The organism is Scardovia wiggsiae F0424, assembly GCF_000269605.1.
In the GTDB taxonomy this organism is placed as follows: domain Bacteria; phylum Actinomycetota; class Actinomycetes; order Actinomycetales; family Bifidobacteriaceae; genus Scardovia; species Scardovia wiggsiae.
Window position 1 is genome coordinate 412,888 of sequence record NZ_AKCI01000001.1, and the last position, 15,112, is coordinate 427,999.

The 15,112-nt window shown below is 52.8% G+C and carries 13 protein-coding genes; 4 read left to right on the forward strand and 9 right to left on the reverse strand.

All coding sequences use genetic code 11. The annotated features are described in order from the left end of the window. Positions 1–30 precede the first annotated feature (30 nt). Entirely contained in the window at positions 31–3,810 is a 3,780-nt protein-coding gene (locus HMPREF9156_RS0101905; RefSeq protein ID WP_007147113.1) for an AAA family ATPase, read from the forward strand. 75 nt (positions 3,811–3,885) lie between these two features. Here the strand turns inward: HMPREF9156_RS0101905 and HMPREF9156_RS0101910 are convergent, their stop codons facing one another. The 4 genes from HMPREF9156_RS0101910 to HMPREF9156_RS0101925 all read right to left on the reverse strand — a co-directional run bounded on the left by HMPREF9156_RS0101910 (position 3,886) and on the right by HMPREF9156_RS0101925 (position 9,079). Beyond that, complete coding sequence (locus HMPREF9156_RS0101910; protein WP_007147114.1) at positions 3,886–4,977, reverse strand: lipid II:glycine glycyltransferase FemX; 1,092 nt, start codon at positions 4,975–4,977, stop codon at positions 3,886–3,888. Between the two features lie 76 nt (positions 4,978–5,053). Continuing rightward, positions 5,054–6,055: a lipid II:glycine glycyltransferase FemX gene (locus tag HMPREF9156_RS0101915; protein WP_007147115.1), complete on the reverse strand. Its 1,002-nt coding sequence runs from the start codon at positions 6,053–6,055 to the stop codon at positions 5,054–5,056. Between the two features lie 74 nt (positions 6,056–6,129). Next, positions 6,130–7,470: a carboxylate--amine ligase gene (locus tag HMPREF9156_RS0101920; protein ID WP_007147116.1), complete on the reverse strand. Its 1,341-nt coding sequence runs from the start codon at positions 7,468–7,470 to the stop codon at positions 6,130–6,132. Continuing rightward, positions 7,463–9,079, reverse strand: coding sequence for a Mur ligase family protein (locus HMPREF9156_RS0101925; RefSeq protein ID WP_007147117.1), 1,617 nt, complete (start codon positions 9,077–9,079; stop codon positions 7,463–7,465). The genes HMPREF9156_RS0101920 and HMPREF9156_RS0101925 overlap by 8 nt, the downstream gene beginning before the upstream one ends. A gap of 153 nt (positions 9,080–9,232) precedes the next feature. Between HMPREF9156_RS0101925 and HMPREF9156_RS0101930 the strand changes: the two genes are divergently transcribed. Next, complete coding sequence (locus HMPREF9156_RS0101930) at positions 9,233–10,504, forward strand: DegT/DnrJ/EryC1/StrS family aminotransferase (RefSeq protein ID WP_017147399.1); 1,272 nt, start codon at positions 9,233–9,235, stop codon at positions 10,502–10,504. Here HMPREF9156_RS0101930 and HMPREF9156_RS0101935 read toward each other — a convergent pair. Continuing rightward, positions 10,437–11,231, reverse strand: a complete 795-nt coding sequence (locus HMPREF9156_RS0101935; RefSeq protein ID WP_007147119.1) for an exonuclease domain-containing protein — start codon at positions 11,229–11,231, stop codon at positions 10,437–10,439. The two genes, HMPREF9156_RS0101930 and HMPREF9156_RS0101935, sit on opposite strands and share 68 nt — an antisense overlap. 6 nt (positions 11,232–11,237) lie before the next feature. Here HMPREF9156_RS0101935 and HMPREF9156_RS0101940 point away from each other — a divergent pair, with 6 nt between their 5' ends. Both HMPREF9156_RS0101940 and HMPREF9156_RS0101945 read left to right on the forward strand, forming a co-directional pair. Further along, positions 11,238–11,981, forward strand: coding sequence for a sigma-70 family RNA polymerase sigma factor (locus tag HMPREF9156_RS0101940; protein ID WP_007147120.1), 744 nt, complete (start codon positions 11,238–11,240; stop codon positions 11,979–11,981). A 117-nt stretch (positions 11,982–12,098) separates the two neighbouring features. Continuing rightward, the gene (locus HMPREF9156_RS0101945; protein WP_007147121.1) at positions 12,099–12,476 is read left to right on the forward strand and encodes a hypothetical protein; all 378 of its coding nucleotides are present in this window, start codon (positions 12,099–12,101) and stop codon (positions 12,474–12,476) included. A gap of 27 nt (positions 12,477–12,503) precedes the next feature. Here the strand turns inward: HMPREF9156_RS0101945 and HMPREF9156_RS0101950 are convergent, their stop codons facing one another. The 4 genes from HMPREF9156_RS0101950 to HMPREF9156_RS0101960 form a co-directional block, all read right to left on the reverse strand. Continuing rightward, positions 12,504–12,935 carry a nuclear transport factor 2 family protein gene (locus HMPREF9156_RS0101950; protein WP_007147122.1) on the reverse strand — a complete coding sequence of 144 codons (432 nt, stop codon included), beginning with the start codon at positions 12,933–12,935 and terminating at the stop codon, positions 12,504–12,506. A 390-nt stretch (positions 12,936–13,325) separates the two neighbouring features. Then, positions 13,326–13,811 (reverse strand): NUDIX hydrolase, encoded by a 486-nt coding sequence (locus tag HMPREF9156_RS0101955; protein WP_007147123.1) that lies wholly within the window; start codon positions 13,809–13,811, stop codon positions 13,326–13,328. A gap of 99 nt (positions 13,812–13,910) precedes the next feature. Beyond that, a complete protein-coding gene (locus tag HMPREF9156_RS07360; protein WP_372656330.1) occupies positions 13,911–13,985 on the reverse strand; it encodes a 50S ribosomal protein bL37 in 75 nt (24 codons plus the stop codon). Between the two features lie 89 nt (positions 13,986–14,074). Further along, positions 14,075–15,037 carry an aldose 1-epimerase family protein gene (locus HMPREF9156_RS0101960; RefSeq protein ID WP_007147124.1) on the reverse strand — a complete coding sequence of 321 codons (963 nt, stop codon included), beginning with the start codon at positions 15,035–15,037 and terminating at the stop codon, positions 14,075–14,077. Positions 15,038–15,112: the final 75 nt, after the last annotated feature.

Below are 15,112 nucleotides of genomic sequence, written 5' to 3' on the forward strand. Positions count from 1 at the left end.
AACAGGAATGTTTAAGGATAATTAAAGTTTATGTACGTTAAAGAGCTGACTATAAGAGGATTCAAGTCATTCGCCAATATGACTACCCTCCGGTTCGAACCCGGCATTACTGCAGTTGTCGGGCCTAATGGCTCCGGGAAATCGAATATAGTTGATGCGCTTGCCTGGGTAATGGGCGAGCAGGGTGTTAAAACCCTTCGCGGTACATCAATGGAAGATGTGATTTTTGCGGGGACTTCGTCACGCCCGCCTCTTGGGCGTGCGCAGGTATCGCTGACGATCGATAATTCTGACGGTACACTGGATATTGAATATTCTGAAGTCACTATAAGCCGCACGATCTTCCGCAACGGCGGCTCGGAGTATGCGATCAACGGTTCACCCGTGCGGCTCCTTGATATCCAGGAGCTTCTGAGCGATACGGGGCTGGGCTCACATATGCATGTTGTTGTAGGACAGGGCAGGCTTGATTCCATTCTGCGTGCAACCCCTGCTGACAACAGGGCATTCATCGAAGAAGCGGCGGGCATCCTCAAACACCGCAGGCGCAAGGAACGGGCTCTGCGCAAACTCCAGACGACCCAGGAAAACCTTGACCGTCTTGATGACCTGCTCCAGGAGATCCAGCGCCAGCTGGGACCGTTACGCAGGCAGGCCAGGGTGTCGCGGAGGGCTGACAGCATACAGGTAATACTGCGGGATGCAAAAAGCAGGCTGTACGCTGATGATGCAGTGAAAATAATACAGATGAGGGACAGCATACGCCGTGATCTTGCGCAGATCCGTTCACAGCTGTCTGCCCGGCAGCAGGAACTTACTGAAACTAAAGTCGAAATAGAGCGTTTAGAGGAGCTGACGAGCAAGTCCAGCCCTGCGATAGATGCCGTTAACCAGACATGGCATGATATGTCGCAGATAGAGGAGAGGCTTGCTTCGCTCAGCGCCCTTGCCCAGGAGAGGGAACGTTCGTGGCAGTCCCGTATCGCCCCCGTATCGGGGGACGATCCCGACATCCTCCGTAAGCGTGCTGATGAGCTTGAGTTTCAGGCGGAGGAAGAGGAAACCCGCGTGCAGGATGTGCGCCTGCAGCTGGACAAGGAAACCGAGAAACGGGCTGCTGCGGAAAAGCAGCTTGCTTCCCTCAGACAGATGATCGCCCAGCTTCGTAAAAGTGCGCAGGAGCGTGATGCCAGAGTATCCCGGATCCGTGAAATGCTGGCCCGCCAGGAGGCGCAGAAACAGGCATCTGCTGACCGCAGGGCTGACCTTATTTCTCAGAAAGACTCTCTGGAAAAGCAGCTGGCACAGGAACAGGAGCATGCACAGGAACTGCAGCTGAAACATGATGGCCTGGAGGAACTGGCCGGTGACGAGCTGGATAAGGTCCGGCAAAAGGCTGAGGAGGCCCGTAATGAGCTGGATCAGGCGCGGAGCATCCATCGCGATATCGAGTCAAAAATCATTTCGCTGCAGGCTAAGGCAGATGCGCTTGATGATACTTTGCAGGCCCGCAATACGTCAGGCGGCCTGGAACGGCATAAAGATATTGAAACGCTGGGACGCCTGTCGGCATATATACGTATTGATGAAGGCTGGGAAGAAGCCATTTCAAAAGCTTTGGGCCCTTTTGCCAGTGCCGTCGTCATCCCGCAGCATGATGGTATTGCGCCGGCAATGCGGATAGCACACGATGAAAAGATCGGCAGGGCAGTTGTTGTTGCTCCGTCAGACGGAGGATCGCGGCAGGCCCGCCGCAGCAGTCCCCATAAAGGCGGTCCCCATAAAAAGGGCATAAGGCCTGCGTGCTCAGTGATCAGCATCAATCCTCATACACCGGATCCGGCGGTAGCAGCACATATCGTGGAATCGCTCTCGGTCCTTCTTGATGATGTGGCACTTGCTGATTCCCTGGACGACGCTGTATCTGTGTTCGACAGTGCGCTTGGCGGCGGTGATGGCGTTTCTTCCCTGTATTCCCAGATAGTGGCTGCTTCCGGGGAACTGATGACACCGGTTGGTGCGGTTGGGGGCTCATCGAGATCCCCAAGCGACCTCAGCCTTGCAGCGCGCCGGGATAAAGCCCTTTCGCAGTGCGAAGAGCTGAAGCGGCAGGCAGAAGGGTATGAGGCTGCTATCGGCACGGCTCAGCAGAAATATGATGTTCTCCGGGTGCAGGTTGAAGAGGCCAGGACTAAGCTCACTGAGGACCGTATACATCGCGAACAGCTTGGCAGGGATATTGATGCGGCTGCACAGTCGATGGAAAGCATCCGCCACCGGATACTCCAGATTGAAGAAAAGATATCATCGGTTGCAGATGCGCAGGAAGCGTGCGCCCGTACTATCGGTAATCTTGCTTCTGAGCTCGAAGCTGCGGCGCACGCAGATGAAACGGATATGAGTGCCGATGATATGGGGAAGCAGGAAACCGAACTGGAATCGCAGCTCAGCGATGCCCGTGAACGTGAAGTAGCTGCACAGATAGCATGGAATGAGTCAGACCGGAAGTACCAGTCATTGCAGCGTCAGGCGGCACTCCTCAGGGATAATGCTGAACAGGCCGCTGCCCGTCGTAAACATATTACTGAACAGAACAGCCGGTATTCCCAGAAAGCGCATAAGGCTGCGCAGATATCACACCTTGCAGCAGAAGCGGCCCGGATGCTCCATACACAGCTGGAGCGTGTGGCCCGCAGGCGTGAAGAACTCCAGTCGCAGGTATCTTCACATGACGAGGCCCTTACCCGGCTGCGCACTATCCGCAACAGCCTTGAACCCCAGGTTGATGCGCTGTCCAGGAAAGAGCGTGACAGCGATGTCCAGCGTGAGCGCATTGCTGCCCAGCTGGGGCAGATAACGCAGAAAGTTCTTGATGATCTCGGTCTGACTGTTGATGGGCTGCTCAGGTCTTATGGTCCGGCGCTTCCCGTCCCGGTGCTTGATGACGCAGGCATTCCTGTCCCGCTGGCGCCGGACAGCAGTGATATTCCTGGCAGCAGCGCTGCCCGCAGCGATCCGGCTGACGACGATCCGGATGGCAGAGATACCGCTGAAGTTCCGTCAGGGACTGCTTTTGACCCTTCTGATGCTGATTACATACGCTCACATTTCAAAACTGTGGAGTATAACCGTTCCGAACAGGAGAAACGCCTTGCCAAAGCCCAGCGTGACCTCGCAGCCCTGGGCAAGGTAAACCCGCTGGCTACCGAAGAATACGATGCCCTGCAGACGCGGCACCAGTACCTGAGCCAGCAGCGCAACGATGTTGTTTCCTCCCGTAATGACGTGATGAAACTCATCAAGAGCCTCGATGCAACAATGATCGAAGTTTTCAAGGAGGCGTTTGAAGATACGGCCCGAGCATTTGAAAAAGTATTTGCCACACTTTTCCCGGGAGGTACAGGGCGTTTAAGGCTTGATGATCCGGAAGACCTCCTGGCTACCGGGGTAATAGTTGAGGCAAGTCCTGCAGGCAAACGGGTCAAACAGCTGACGCTGCTGTCCGGAGGGGAACGTTCCCTGACCGCCCTGGCGCTCCTGTTTGCCATCTTTACTGCACGCCCGAGCCCGTTTTACATACTGGATGAAGTCGAGGCCGCCCTTGATGACATCAATCTGACACGGCTGCTCAATGCGCTTAACGATCTGCGTATGCGTTCGCAGCTGATCATCATTACCCATCAGCAGAGGACGATGAGCATTGCGGATGTCCTGTACGGTGTGACTATGCGTTCGGACGGTGTTACTGCGGTAGTTTCACAGAAACTGAAACAGGGCAGTATGCAGCTTGACGGTCCTGCGGACAGCTGATATCCGTTCTTATCTGTCTCTGGATCTCCGTCCTGCTACACGAGTATCAGCGGATACGGATACACGGGAACGCAGTTACCCCTTTTTAGTATTTTTACTGTTTTTGTTTTTATTATTTGCAAAAATAGAACGGATATCGAAATGCCGGATTTTCTGCATCATAGTAAGCAGGGAATATGTCACTTTCCGGATCGGGAAATCGCGTTCAGGTGAAACAGGGGTGATATTTTCGGTGAATTTCGTTTTGAATTCATTCAATCCCATCAGGCTCGGCGCAAAGCCGCTGCCAATACCCATAAGGTCGTATTCGGTGATACCCTGTTTGCCCAGCTCGCAGCATTCGGCAAAAAGGAGCCTGTCAGTCACATGCATTTTCCGCGCATCTGAACGCATTGCAGCATAGTATCTTACGGCATGCGTACCGCTGACGGTGATGATGGACCATGCTACCACGGCACCGTCAGCACGCGCTGCAAAGACCCGGCAATGCGCGGGACCCAGGCTTGTTATCATATCAGCATAGTTCTTCATAGGTGCGGGGGCAAAACCATCCCGTGAACCCGTATCTTTCATAACTTCGTAGTAAGGTGTGAAATCTGCAATTGCCAAATCTGTCTCATCTGTGCATACCGCTTCACATTCGCGCAGCGATTTCCTCACGTCACGGCGTCCGCGCCGTTTCATACGTGAAAGGATCTCGTCTTCGCCTCCCGTAACATCAATAATAACAGTCTGATCATAGGGGACGGTCGAAAGGACAGCATGGCTTTCGGGCAGCTGCCTGCTGGATGCCATGCGCACAAAAACGATATCCGGTGCATGACGGCGTACAAACTGTGTTACAGCATGGAGGACAGCAGATTCGCGCGCAGCAGCGTCAGTGCTGTCCCTGTTCGCTTCTGCTGCATCCTGTGCAGCCGCGACAAGGAGGACCGGTCCGTGCGCTGCCCTCAGGAAATGGTATCCGTGGGTAGAATACCTGATAAGGCTTATAAGGGCTACAACAGCATGCCCGTCATTGACAGTAAGGAAATGCCATGGTGATCGCCCCTCGACCATATCCTGATATCGTGCCCACTCTTCAGTCTGTTCAATAGGCAGGGTGGCCCCATTATCTGATGCGGTTTTCTGGAATTGCGCACCTGTGACGGGCGATACTGTAAACATAAGCCTCCTCTGTGTTCGTCAGGACAACTGGTCAATTATACTGCCAGGGCATTATTACAGGCTGTATCTGTACAGTTCACTGTCCGCCGGCAGTATTCTTCTGCGTGTCATTCCGCTGGTTCCAGCGTGAATGGAGGCGCATGGCCGTGTTCCATATCCCGGCGAGCGGGTTGAGTGCGCAGTCGAAGGTCCCGATCCAATATGTAGGCTCATTGACCCACAGAAGCTTAAAGTCGCTTATCCCGTCATTAAGCAGGCCGTTGAGGTCGTATAACCTGCTTCCGCGCTGCTGCGCATCTGTTATAGCCGCCCATTTAAGGGCATAGTTGGCACGCAGTTTTTTGCCTTTATCGCTTACGGCTCCCCATAGCTCAAAAGCGGTACCGGCACTGGCAGCATTCCACAGGAACGCCTCAGTTTTCCCTTCTGCCTGCGCCACAAAAATACTGTTGATGCCGTCAAGGCACTCGAAGGCATGGTAATAGAATTCGTCTGAGTGCAGGGCAAAACCGTCGTGGCGCGCGGTATCGTGGTACAGTTTCATAATATCGGGCAGGTCGCTGCGCGTAGCCAGCCTGCAGGATACGCCTTCACGCCCGGCTTTGCGTATGTACTGCCGTGCTTTTTTAGAATGGATGCTGCGCAGGATATCGTCCTGTGTGCCCGTAAGCGGTATCACGGCGGTTTTGGAGATTAGGACGGTAGGGGAAGGGGACCAGCGGTGCGAAAGGGAAGCTTCTGTTACAGCAGGATCGATTTTTACGCTGACTGCACGGGTGTTTTCCGCGCACCATGAGGCGCAGGCGTCTGCAACAGTGCTGAGCGGTACTGATGGGGCGGTTACAGGCCCGCGGGGGATATAGCACATACTGCGGAATGGCCATGGAAGTTTCCGGATAAGTATTTGTGCGGCACCGATCGCGGATCCGCCCTCGGATACAGATATCCTGCGGACAGCCCAGGGTCCTGTCTCTGATTTAAGCTCTCCCCACTGCCATGACTGCAGGGGATGCCCTTCAAGGCTTCCCCATAAGCTGTCCCACGTATGGCGGTCCGTTATTTCAGTTATCTCTGTCATTTCTCACCTGGCTGTGCTGTGCTGTACTGTATCTGTCAGGATACTGAGGGTAGCTGGGAGTTACCCGGCAGCCCTTAAAATCCTGTAGAAGTAGGTTTGGGGTAATACCGGCGGAACTTGCGCCACTGGCTTATAGAAGATTCGCAATGGTAAATGCGGCGCCTGATTGAGTTATCGTTTGGATTGACAACAGGGTCTATACGCCTGCGGTTCCTGATGAGGCCGGCGACTTCATCGGCAGTTTGCGCATCAGTAATATACCGTTTCAGAAGGCAGTCAGGGATCACAGTATACAGGACCTTGCCTTGCGCAATACGGGGGGCACTGCCAGCCCCGGCAGCGCCCTCAGCTTCTCCGGGGGCAGGCTTTTTCTGCTGCAGTGCGCCAAACGGCTGGACCGTATGGGATGGATCCGCAGAAGTGGGGATAAGGTCACGGATAAGCTCTTCCATAGGGTTTATTCCTGCCCCCACACAGTAGAAGCTGTTGCGTCCGATGCGGGGGTTGACTTCAAGGAAATAGAAGGTCCCAGTATGCGGGTCCCGCTTTACATCAAAATTGGCAAAACCTGTGTAACCTGTTGACTCCAAGAACTTCCGGGCGGGACCCAATATTTCTGCGACAGGCTGTGTGACCATAGCGCAGGGGTTGCCCAGGGTCGCCGGGTGGTGCTCTTCGAGGAGGACCCGGGCGGAAGCCATAAATGTTACCTGTCCCTCAGTATTGGAATATGCGGTGATTGAGTACATGTAGGTGTCATCGCCTTCAATAAGCTGCTGGACAGTAAATTTGCCGCGGTAGCCTGTCGTACGCAGGGTATTCCACAGGCTGTCCAGTTCATCCCGGGTGTCGATGCGGTACACTTTCTGGCGGCCTTCAAACTGGATCTGCTCATACTGTGCGCTTTGCGCAGGTTTGGCAATAAGGGGGAAATGCAGGGTATCGGGCACAGGCTGGGGTTTCCAGCTGCTGCTGCCGGCTTCAGAAAAATCTTCATAGAATGATTCAGGGACAGGCATGCCGTTGCTGCGCGCAAGCTGTTCAAAAGATTCCTTATCATTGAGTTTCTCAATAAGATCAAGCTGCGGTACGGGCAGTGTATAGAACTGCTCAAGGCGGCTGCGGTTTTCGGCAATTGTCTGGATACGCCACTCAGTATTGGCCAGAAGGATAAGGGTGCGTCCGGCATCCTCTCTTTTCAGTTTTTCCCCAAGGGAACACAGCTCCTCTATAAGCGGCTGCGCTTCCGAGGCATTTGCGCAATAGTGGCGGGTCAGGATCGCTGAATCGCGGATCGGCAGGGGGTCGTATTGGGTAACAAGGACAGGTTTAACGCCGTAAGCATCATTGAATTCCCTTGCTATCGCATATGCGCCAATATCGCCGCCAAGGATTACCGGGAGGAAATCAGCCATGGAGGAGCCCTTTCATTACGGCATCGTCGCCTTCATAAGGGACGTGCTTATTAAACTGTTTGATCCATCGTTCGTTACCCTTGCCTATAGCGAGGATGACCGTAGTCTGGCCAGAGGCCTTATGTGCATCGCTGACCGCCGCCCGCAGGGCTTCCTCGCGGTCAATAATAATGCTGTGCTCTACATCTGTATTGGTGATATAGCGCTCCATTTCCTCACAGATATCCTGCACTTTTTCGGTATCTGTATCCTCTGTGGTAAAGATGAAACGGAATATCCTGTCCTGGGCAGCTTCAACAATCTCTCTGCGGCGGTCATAGGCTTTGTTTCCCGCCGAACCGGTAATGAGGATGATCCGGGGGCTGAGAGATCCGTACGTTTTATCAACGTAATCCAGAAGCGCTGCGGTGCTGACGCCGTTATGCGCATAATCAACTATCCCTACTGTACCGTCAGGGGACGTAAAGGTTTCCATACGTCCGGCAATAGTAACCTTTTCCATTGCATGCAGCGCATTTTGCACAGGAGGGGAGCTGAGGTCCATGCCTGATGCCTGGACGATGGCTACTGCAGCTGCGGCATTGGCATAGTTGAAATCCCCTGCAATGCTGAGAATAAAAGACCCTAAAGGCGTGGTACCGGCATTGATCAGGAATGACTGGCCGTCGGATGAAGGATAAGCATATACATCCTTGCTGTTTGCAGAAACAGGCGGCCGGCAAAGCCTGAAACGGGAAAGCTGTGTGCTGCAGCGCAGGGCATCCTCTTCCACCAGCCCGGCATGGTCCAGATCCGCATTGATCACGATATGCGAGCTGTTTGCGGTAATTTGCCTTTTACAATAGAAATAGTCTTCAAAAGTCGGATGCTCAATAGGGCTTATGTGGTCCGGGGAAATATTGAGGAAAGCGCCTGCATCGAAGTGGAGGCCATAGACCCGGTCTACTTTATAGGCCTGGGAGGAAACCTCCATAACAAGGTATTCCATGCCGTTATCGGCTGCTTCACACATAAGGCGGAAAAGGTCAAGCGACTCAGGCGTTGTCAGATCAGATTCCGCAAAAGTATGCCCGTCGGTACAGTTGTCCACCGACGACAGGAGCGCAGCCTTACCTTGGGAATAAGCGTTAAGTATGGAATGGGTGAAATATGCGGTAGTTGTTTTGCCTTTAGTACCCGTGATCCCAATAACCGTGAGCCTGCGGGAAGGATATCCGAAAAAAGCGGCTGACAGCAGGGCCATCGATTTTTTTACATCGTTGACAATGATCCCCGCAGCCCCGGTCGATCCGCTGAAATCTTCCTGGGCAACATAGCAGGGAAGCCCTGAGCTGTTTGCATCCGTGAGGTAGGAGGCTTCAAACCGGCCCTTGCAGAAGAGCAGGGTCTGGCTGCCGACATCCCGTGAATCATAGGAGATATCGGTAAATACCATATCCCGATACTTCGTGCCCAGGGCATCAGCTGAGCGGGCCCATTGCCCATCTGCAATAATCTCTCTGAGCTGACCGTGGGAATCAAGTATGCCGATCGCCTGGGCAAGGCTCAGCGTATGGGAAGACGGGGTAGGGGAAAAGGTATCGGGCGAGGATCCTGCAGCCGTTGTCATAGTAGCCTCAAATTATAGTAAACAGTTATTCTCAACACCATCTACTCTATTTTATTACTGAGACGAGTGGCGGGTCTGCCGGTACATCAGCGGGCGGGATGGTTAAGGCGTGCTATAAAATTATCCATAGACGGTATAGCGAACGGTGAGCATATGAAACAGAAGATGACCCTCCAGGAAACATTAGCCCGGCACACGCATACGCATGAAGAAGACTGGTACCCTGTGTTTAAGGCGCGGTATGGGATGGAAGTAGTGTTCCGTGCGCTGCATGATGTTGTCGGCAGCGGGGATGTCCTCACACAGCTCTATACCTGCATAACAGCTGTTGATCCTATCATTGCCGCGGGCCTGGAACCCAAATACGGGGATATCGATTTCGACAGCCTCTCCCTGGCGGCCCCGCTTCCCATCGGCAATAATACACGGGCTGTAGTTTTTCAGCATACTTTCGGTATTATCGCCCAGGATTCCATGGAGAGGGCTGTAAAAGGCCTTCGCGGGAAAGGGGAAGAAGGTAGTGGAGAAGACAGCGGCAGCAGTTTTACCCTTGTTATAGAGGACTGCGCGCACTGCGCAGGCAGGATGGCGCGGAGCGAAGATGGCGTGCCTCTGGCAGACGTCACCATATTTTCTTTTGGCGTTGAAAAGATGCTTGATACCCGTTTCGGAGGTGCTGTCTGGGTAAACCCCCGGCTTGGCAGGATGCGCAGCGATGTAGACAGGGAAATCCGATTGCGGCTGGGAAGCCTTGGGAAAATAGGCATGCGCCTTAACTGTGTTGCCAGGGCATATGTTAATCAGAACCGCATCCTGGGCCGTCTTGGTGCTGCGGGAACCTCCCTGCGTACATGGATGGCTGCTGCAGGGCTGTATGAACCCCCTATAAGCGGTGAGGAAATGCGCGGCAGGCTGCCATATAAGCCGATGCGCCCATCTGAGTGGATGAACAGCAAGGCTGCCGCCCAGATCAGCATGCTGCCGTCAAATGAAAGTGCGCGCAGCGCAATCGTAGATATTTACAGGGATATGCTGGGCAACAGGGATGGTATCAGGATCCCCGGCCGTATCCTTGCGGCTGGAAAAGCCTTGCCGTTGCTGCGTTTCCCAATTTTTCTGGACAGTACCCGAAAGGCTGAGGCTGCGCTTCAGGCGGTGAGGGGGACAGGTGCCCTCGCGGAGAGGTGGTACAGGCCTGAGCTTTTCCCCGGTGCTGAAAACAGGTCTGTTTACCGCATCCCTGAAAACAGGTCTGGTGTGAAGACCAGTACAGAATGCAGCGCACAGGTTGTATGCCTGCCTACCCAGCTTAGTGCCGGGCGTGCCCGGAATGCCTGCCGGGCCGTGCTTTCCGTACTCAGCGCTGTACAGGGAACCACGAATCCCGCACAGGTGGACGTCCCTGGGATTCCAGATAGGCGTTGAACTGTTCTTTCCAGGTTTCATGGGCGTTGCGCTGCCAATCCATAAGCCCTGCAACAGTAATAACCCCGGCCTGCGGGTATGCTGCGCATATAGGCTCTATAAGGTCTACTGCTGCAACCGTGTCGGCAGTGGCATCGTGGAAAGACCCGTGAGGCTGCACGCCGTAATAATATGTAGTGTCGGTGAGGGTCCGCCTGCCGCTGCGTTTGGAAACCGCCCGGTCAATAACCAGAGGGTCTGCAACGATCAGCTCCCGCTGTGTCCCTGTTAAGAAGTTATCGGTATCAGCGTCATTGATCTCAGTAACAATAGGCGCCCGACCGATGCGCCTGAGGTCGCCGTTGAGCATATCGACATCAAAAGGGGCGTTATAGGCGAGAAGGGGGATATTCTTCAGCTGGGCCTGGACGATAGTGCCTGCAATTTCAAGGATAGCTGTTTTCTGTTCAGCCCCATGCGCCTCAAGGAAATCGTCGGTGAATCCGTTAACTTTGGAGGCCAGCGGGTTCATCGGTATCCCCGGCGCTATGATCCATTCTGCCACAGTGTCGCCGGCATAGCTCGTCTGCGGGTCGCGCAGAACCAGGCTTGCAGAAACTATAGCATCTTTTCCGGCATAAGTCCCCGTAGTCTCTGTATCGAAACCCAGAAGCAGGGAGTCTTTCAGCGGAGTATCCGGGCTCTGGATTTCCAGTGTTTTCAGGCGTTCCAAAATTGCTGTAGACATATTTGTATGGTACCTGAGGCAGACGAAAACATCTCTGCAGAAACCAGACATGCGGAGGATGTGGGAAACCCAAAAGTGTGGAAGAATAAAGGGGTGGCACATACTTCAGAAACGATATCAGACAGCGGCCAGGACGGTACAGCTGGCAGCAGGCAGTCTTTTCAGGAGCTGGCAGCCCCGCTTATCGACGGGCTGTACCGGTATGCTATGAAATTGACGAACAGCCCTGAAGATGCCCAGGACCTTGTACAGGATACTTTTGAACGCGGTTTCAAGCATTTTGATTCTTTCAGGCAGGGGACGAATTTTGCTGCATGGATGACAACTATTGAGCGCAACCTTTTTTTCAACCAGTATCAGAAGGCAAAGCGCAGTCCCAAGCGTGCCAATGATGAAACAGGCGAATATAATGACTGGGACATATATTCTGCCTCTGAGCATACGGGGGAAGGTCTGAAATCCGCCGAACAGACGTATATTGACGCCTACGCCCCCCAGGAGATAATGGAGGCTCTGAATAAATTATCCCCCGAACGCAGGGATGTGTTCATTGCAGCTGCTATTGACGGGAAAAGCTACCAGGAAGTGGCAGACGAATTTGGTATTAAAATAGGTACTGTGATGAGCCGGCTGAACCGCGCGCGTACACAGCTGAAAAAGGAACTGGAATCGTATGCTATGGAAAGAGGATATTCCAAAGTGCATCTCGCCAGAGCGAAGCAGAAGGGGGAGGGGAACAGCAACGGATAGTTTTCACTGACTGAGAAGTATCGGAGAGCGTGGGAAGAATAGCGGGCAGCAAAGGTTGACCGTGTAGTAATAAGATTTGGATATATCAGACCGGCAGCGGGATAAGGAACGGTTACGATGACAGTTTATGTACGCAACAGGCGCAAGGTGAAAGTAAAGCAGGGATTCCAGTCCCGCGTAGGATGCGTGCAGCGTGTGCGCGCCCATATTGACAGCTCCCAGTTTTCTTACGAACAGGGTGCTGTTGTACGCCATGCGGTACGCAGTACCACCATCCGCAGCACGGCTGATGTTGCATACATACCTGTGGTATCGGTGATAGAGGAAGTTACATGCGGCTGTTCAGACTGTTTCGGCCCGGAAGACCTGTCAGACATGGCTGAAGCTGCGATGCTCGACTGTATAAAACGGGTGCTTCGCCCGCATGCCGTTCCGGAAAGTGTCCATGACTGTTTGTCCCGATGCCTTGAGGAATTATGCTCGGGCAATTGCTGACAGCCTGATAGTGTGTAAATAACTGTTTTAGATCCAGGGGGATTCCCCCTCTTTGAAGACTGGTTTATCTCCTGCTGCATAGGGATCGTACCGTTCTGTGCTGCAGCCGTATTCCTGAAGGTACGAAATTTTCAGGTCTTTATCCCATACAACGAGCGATACACCGTCAAACCCCTGTTTGGGTCCGCCATGCATTGCGCACTCGAAAGTCCAGAGCACAATGCTTTTGTCGGAATCATGGAAGAACCTCTGGATATCCCATGCCAGGACCGTGCCGCGGCTGTTCCATTCAGAAAACCAGTGCCTGATCTTTTCCAGCCCGTGGTATTCGGGGCCCCAGCTTTCTATATACGTTGCATTATGCGTAAACAGGCTGCCGATTCCCGCATCATTTTTCTGAAGCCACATATCGAACCAGCTTCGGATTATTCCTTCTTTGTATTGTGGTTCATTGCCCATTGCGCTGCCTCCCAGGACTATACCTGCTATAAGTGTATCCCTGTACAGGGGCATGTTCTTGCTGTATGTATCAAGGATTGTTATGGTCTTATCCTTTTTGTTTTATGATGCTAAAGTTTTCCTGCTATCTGAGTACGGAAGTTCATATTCGTTGTATCACGGGGTTTTATTCGGACAAAAATATTAGTATTCTCATCATACCCTTTTTGTTGTACAGTAATTTTGTACATTCGAATTTGTCAAAAGTTATATTAGCTCCGTCAGACATGTTATGAGTGCGGTGATCGTAAGCTTTTATTCTGTCAATAAGTGTTGAACCGATATCACAGGATATCTAATCGACGCTAAGCATAATATTCTTTTCTTATTAAAAGGTATAGGTATTGAAGTTTACCAGTTATTTGTTACCATGTGCCTGACTTGATAAGAAGGATTTTTGAGCTCTGAAGCGAAGAACTCAGGATAGTACTTTACAGTGTCACCCGGGCTGACCCAGCGGAGGAATTCCTGATGCCCGTTATCAGCTGAGCTTGTGCAGACAGGATTGAAACTGTCCGGTACTGCCATATAGAAAAAGAAACCGATCTCGTAGTATTTTTTGCCGCTGTTTGATCCCCAGTCACAGACAAAACGGTTCTCATAGATAAACCCTAATCTGTCTACCTTCAGTTTGTATCCTGTTTCCTCATACACTTCGCGGAGCACAGCTTCCTCAGCAGTCTCACCGAACTTAATCCTGCCGCCTACAGAGTACAGATAATCTGAGCCGGTATTACCAGCCATAAGGAATTGAGGACCTTTCATAAGTATTGCACCGACGCGGATATTGACCATCCCGCTGCCTGCGGGAAGGGTAAGGTCTAGTGCGGAAACCATAATGATGCTCCTTTGTGTTATCAGGGGGGAGAAAAAAGAAAGGTATTAGATAAAAAATGCCCTGTATATCACGTACAGGGCATTAAACATTATTGATTTTTAAGCATTTGGCCTTTTGCCGTGGTTCGCTGCCTTTTTACGGCGCTCACGACGCATACGTCCGCGCTTGCCCATAATAACTCCTTTATACGTTTCAATACCTAGGGTATTATTCCACACTCATACGACTTCAGTGCATATGCCGGCTGCCTGTGCAGCATATTTTACTCAGCTCTGTGAGCACTGTAGTGGATCGTGGTGCTTACCTCTTCCCCGGGAGCAATGGATATAAGGCCGATACCGCTGCGGAACGCATTAGCATATGCAGTCTGCGGTTCTACGGCTACCCCCTGAGGGCGTGTGCCTTCGGGGAAGCCTGTACCGGTGCATACCTGGAAGGAGGTTACAGTTCTATCCCCGCTCAGCTCAACTGTAATGCCATCCGGACGGGTGAATACTGCAGTGGCCAGCCCATCCGTATTATGCCTGACATCCGTCCACGCATCATCAAAAGGCCGCCCTTCAAGGGTCGGGCCGTTCCTCAGATCGTATTGTGTGCCGTCAACATTTTCGGTCCCGGTAGGAAGGAGCCTGCCGTCAGCAGTGACATGCGTATCGGCAGGGATAGCCAGACGGCACTGTGCATTGGCTGCATCAATGGCATCGCCATGGGCGCCCGACCCATTAGCCAGCCACGGATGCATGGCGCATGCCCACGGGGCGTTTTTAGTGTCGGCATTATGGGCAGTGACAGTAACATGTAGCCCTTCAGCGTCTACGGTATAAGTGGCGCGGACTCTCAGGTCGAAAGGGTAGCCGCTGAGATAGGGCGTCCGCCAGCTTTGTGTGATGCTGGTTTCTGTAACGCTGTCGAGATCCCACATAGCACGGTATCCATAGCCATGTATAGCGTTGTTCCGCTCATGCTCATCAATGGGAAGCTCATACCGGATCCCCTCAAAAGTATACTGGCCGTCTTCGATACGGTTGGGGTAGGGGATAAGCAGCTGCCCTGCGCAGCTGTGCGGGATATCATCAGCCGGCGAGGGGGTTACGATATCTATCCCTTCCCATGTCAGAGATTTCAGCGCCGAACCCTGCTGAAAGACAACGGCCCGGTAATTGCCTGATTCAATGATATACTCGTTCCCGCGATGGCGCTGGTGCCGCGGACGGTTAATATCCATAGTTATACTCCGTTGTGATCCTGATAAGTGATGATGGTCCTGCTAGTATTCCTGGGTATCAGCCCCTGTAAAAAA

Coding starts and splice junctions, on each gene's coding strand:
- HMPREF9156_RS0101905 (WP_007147113.1), top strand. CDS start 31: ATGTACGTTAAAGAGCTGACTATAAGAGGATTCAAGTCATTCGCCAAT.
- HMPREF9156_RS0101910 (WP_007147114.1), bottom strand. CDS start 4,977: ATGTTTACAGTATCGCCCGTCACAGGTGCGCAATTCCAGAAAACCGCA.
- HMPREF9156_RS0101915 (WP_007147115.1), bottom strand. CDS start 6,055: ATGACAGAGATAACTGAAATAACGGACCGCCATACGTGGGACAGCTTA.
- HMPREF9156_RS0101920 (WP_007147116.1), bottom strand. CDS start 7,470: ATGGCTGATTTCCTCCCGGTAATCCTTGGCGGCGATATTGGCGCATAT.
- HMPREF9156_RS0101925 (WP_007147117.1), bottom strand. CDS start 9,079: ATGACAACGGCTGCAGGATCCTCGCCCGATACCTTTTCCCCTACCCCG.
- HMPREF9156_RS0101930 (WP_017147399.1), top strand. CDS start 9,233: ATGAAACAGAAGATGACCCTCCAGGAAACATTAGCCCGGCACACGCAT.
- HMPREF9156_RS0101935 (WP_007147119.1), bottom strand. CDS start 11,231: ATGTCTACAGCAATTTTGGAACGCCTGAAAACACTGGAAATCCAGAGC.
- HMPREF9156_RS0101940 (WP_007147120.1), top strand. CDS start 11,238: ATGGTACCTGAGGCAGACGAAAACATCTCTGCAGAAACCAGACATGCG.
- HMPREF9156_RS0101945 (WP_007147121.1), top strand. CDS start 12,099: ATGACAGTTTATGTACGCAACAGGCGCAAGGTGAAAGTAAAGCAGGGA.
- HMPREF9156_RS0101950 (WP_007147122.1), bottom strand. CDS start 12,935: ATGGGCAATGAACCACAATACAAAGAAGGAATAATCCGAAGCTGGTTC.
- HMPREF9156_RS0101955 (WP_007147123.1), bottom strand. CDS start 13,811: ATGGTTTCCGCACTAGACCTTACCCTTCCCGCAGGCAGCGGGATGGTC.
- HMPREF9156_RS0101960 (WP_007147124.1), bottom strand. CDS start 15,037: ATGGATATTAACCGTCCGCGGCACCAGCGCCATCGCGGGAACGAGTAT.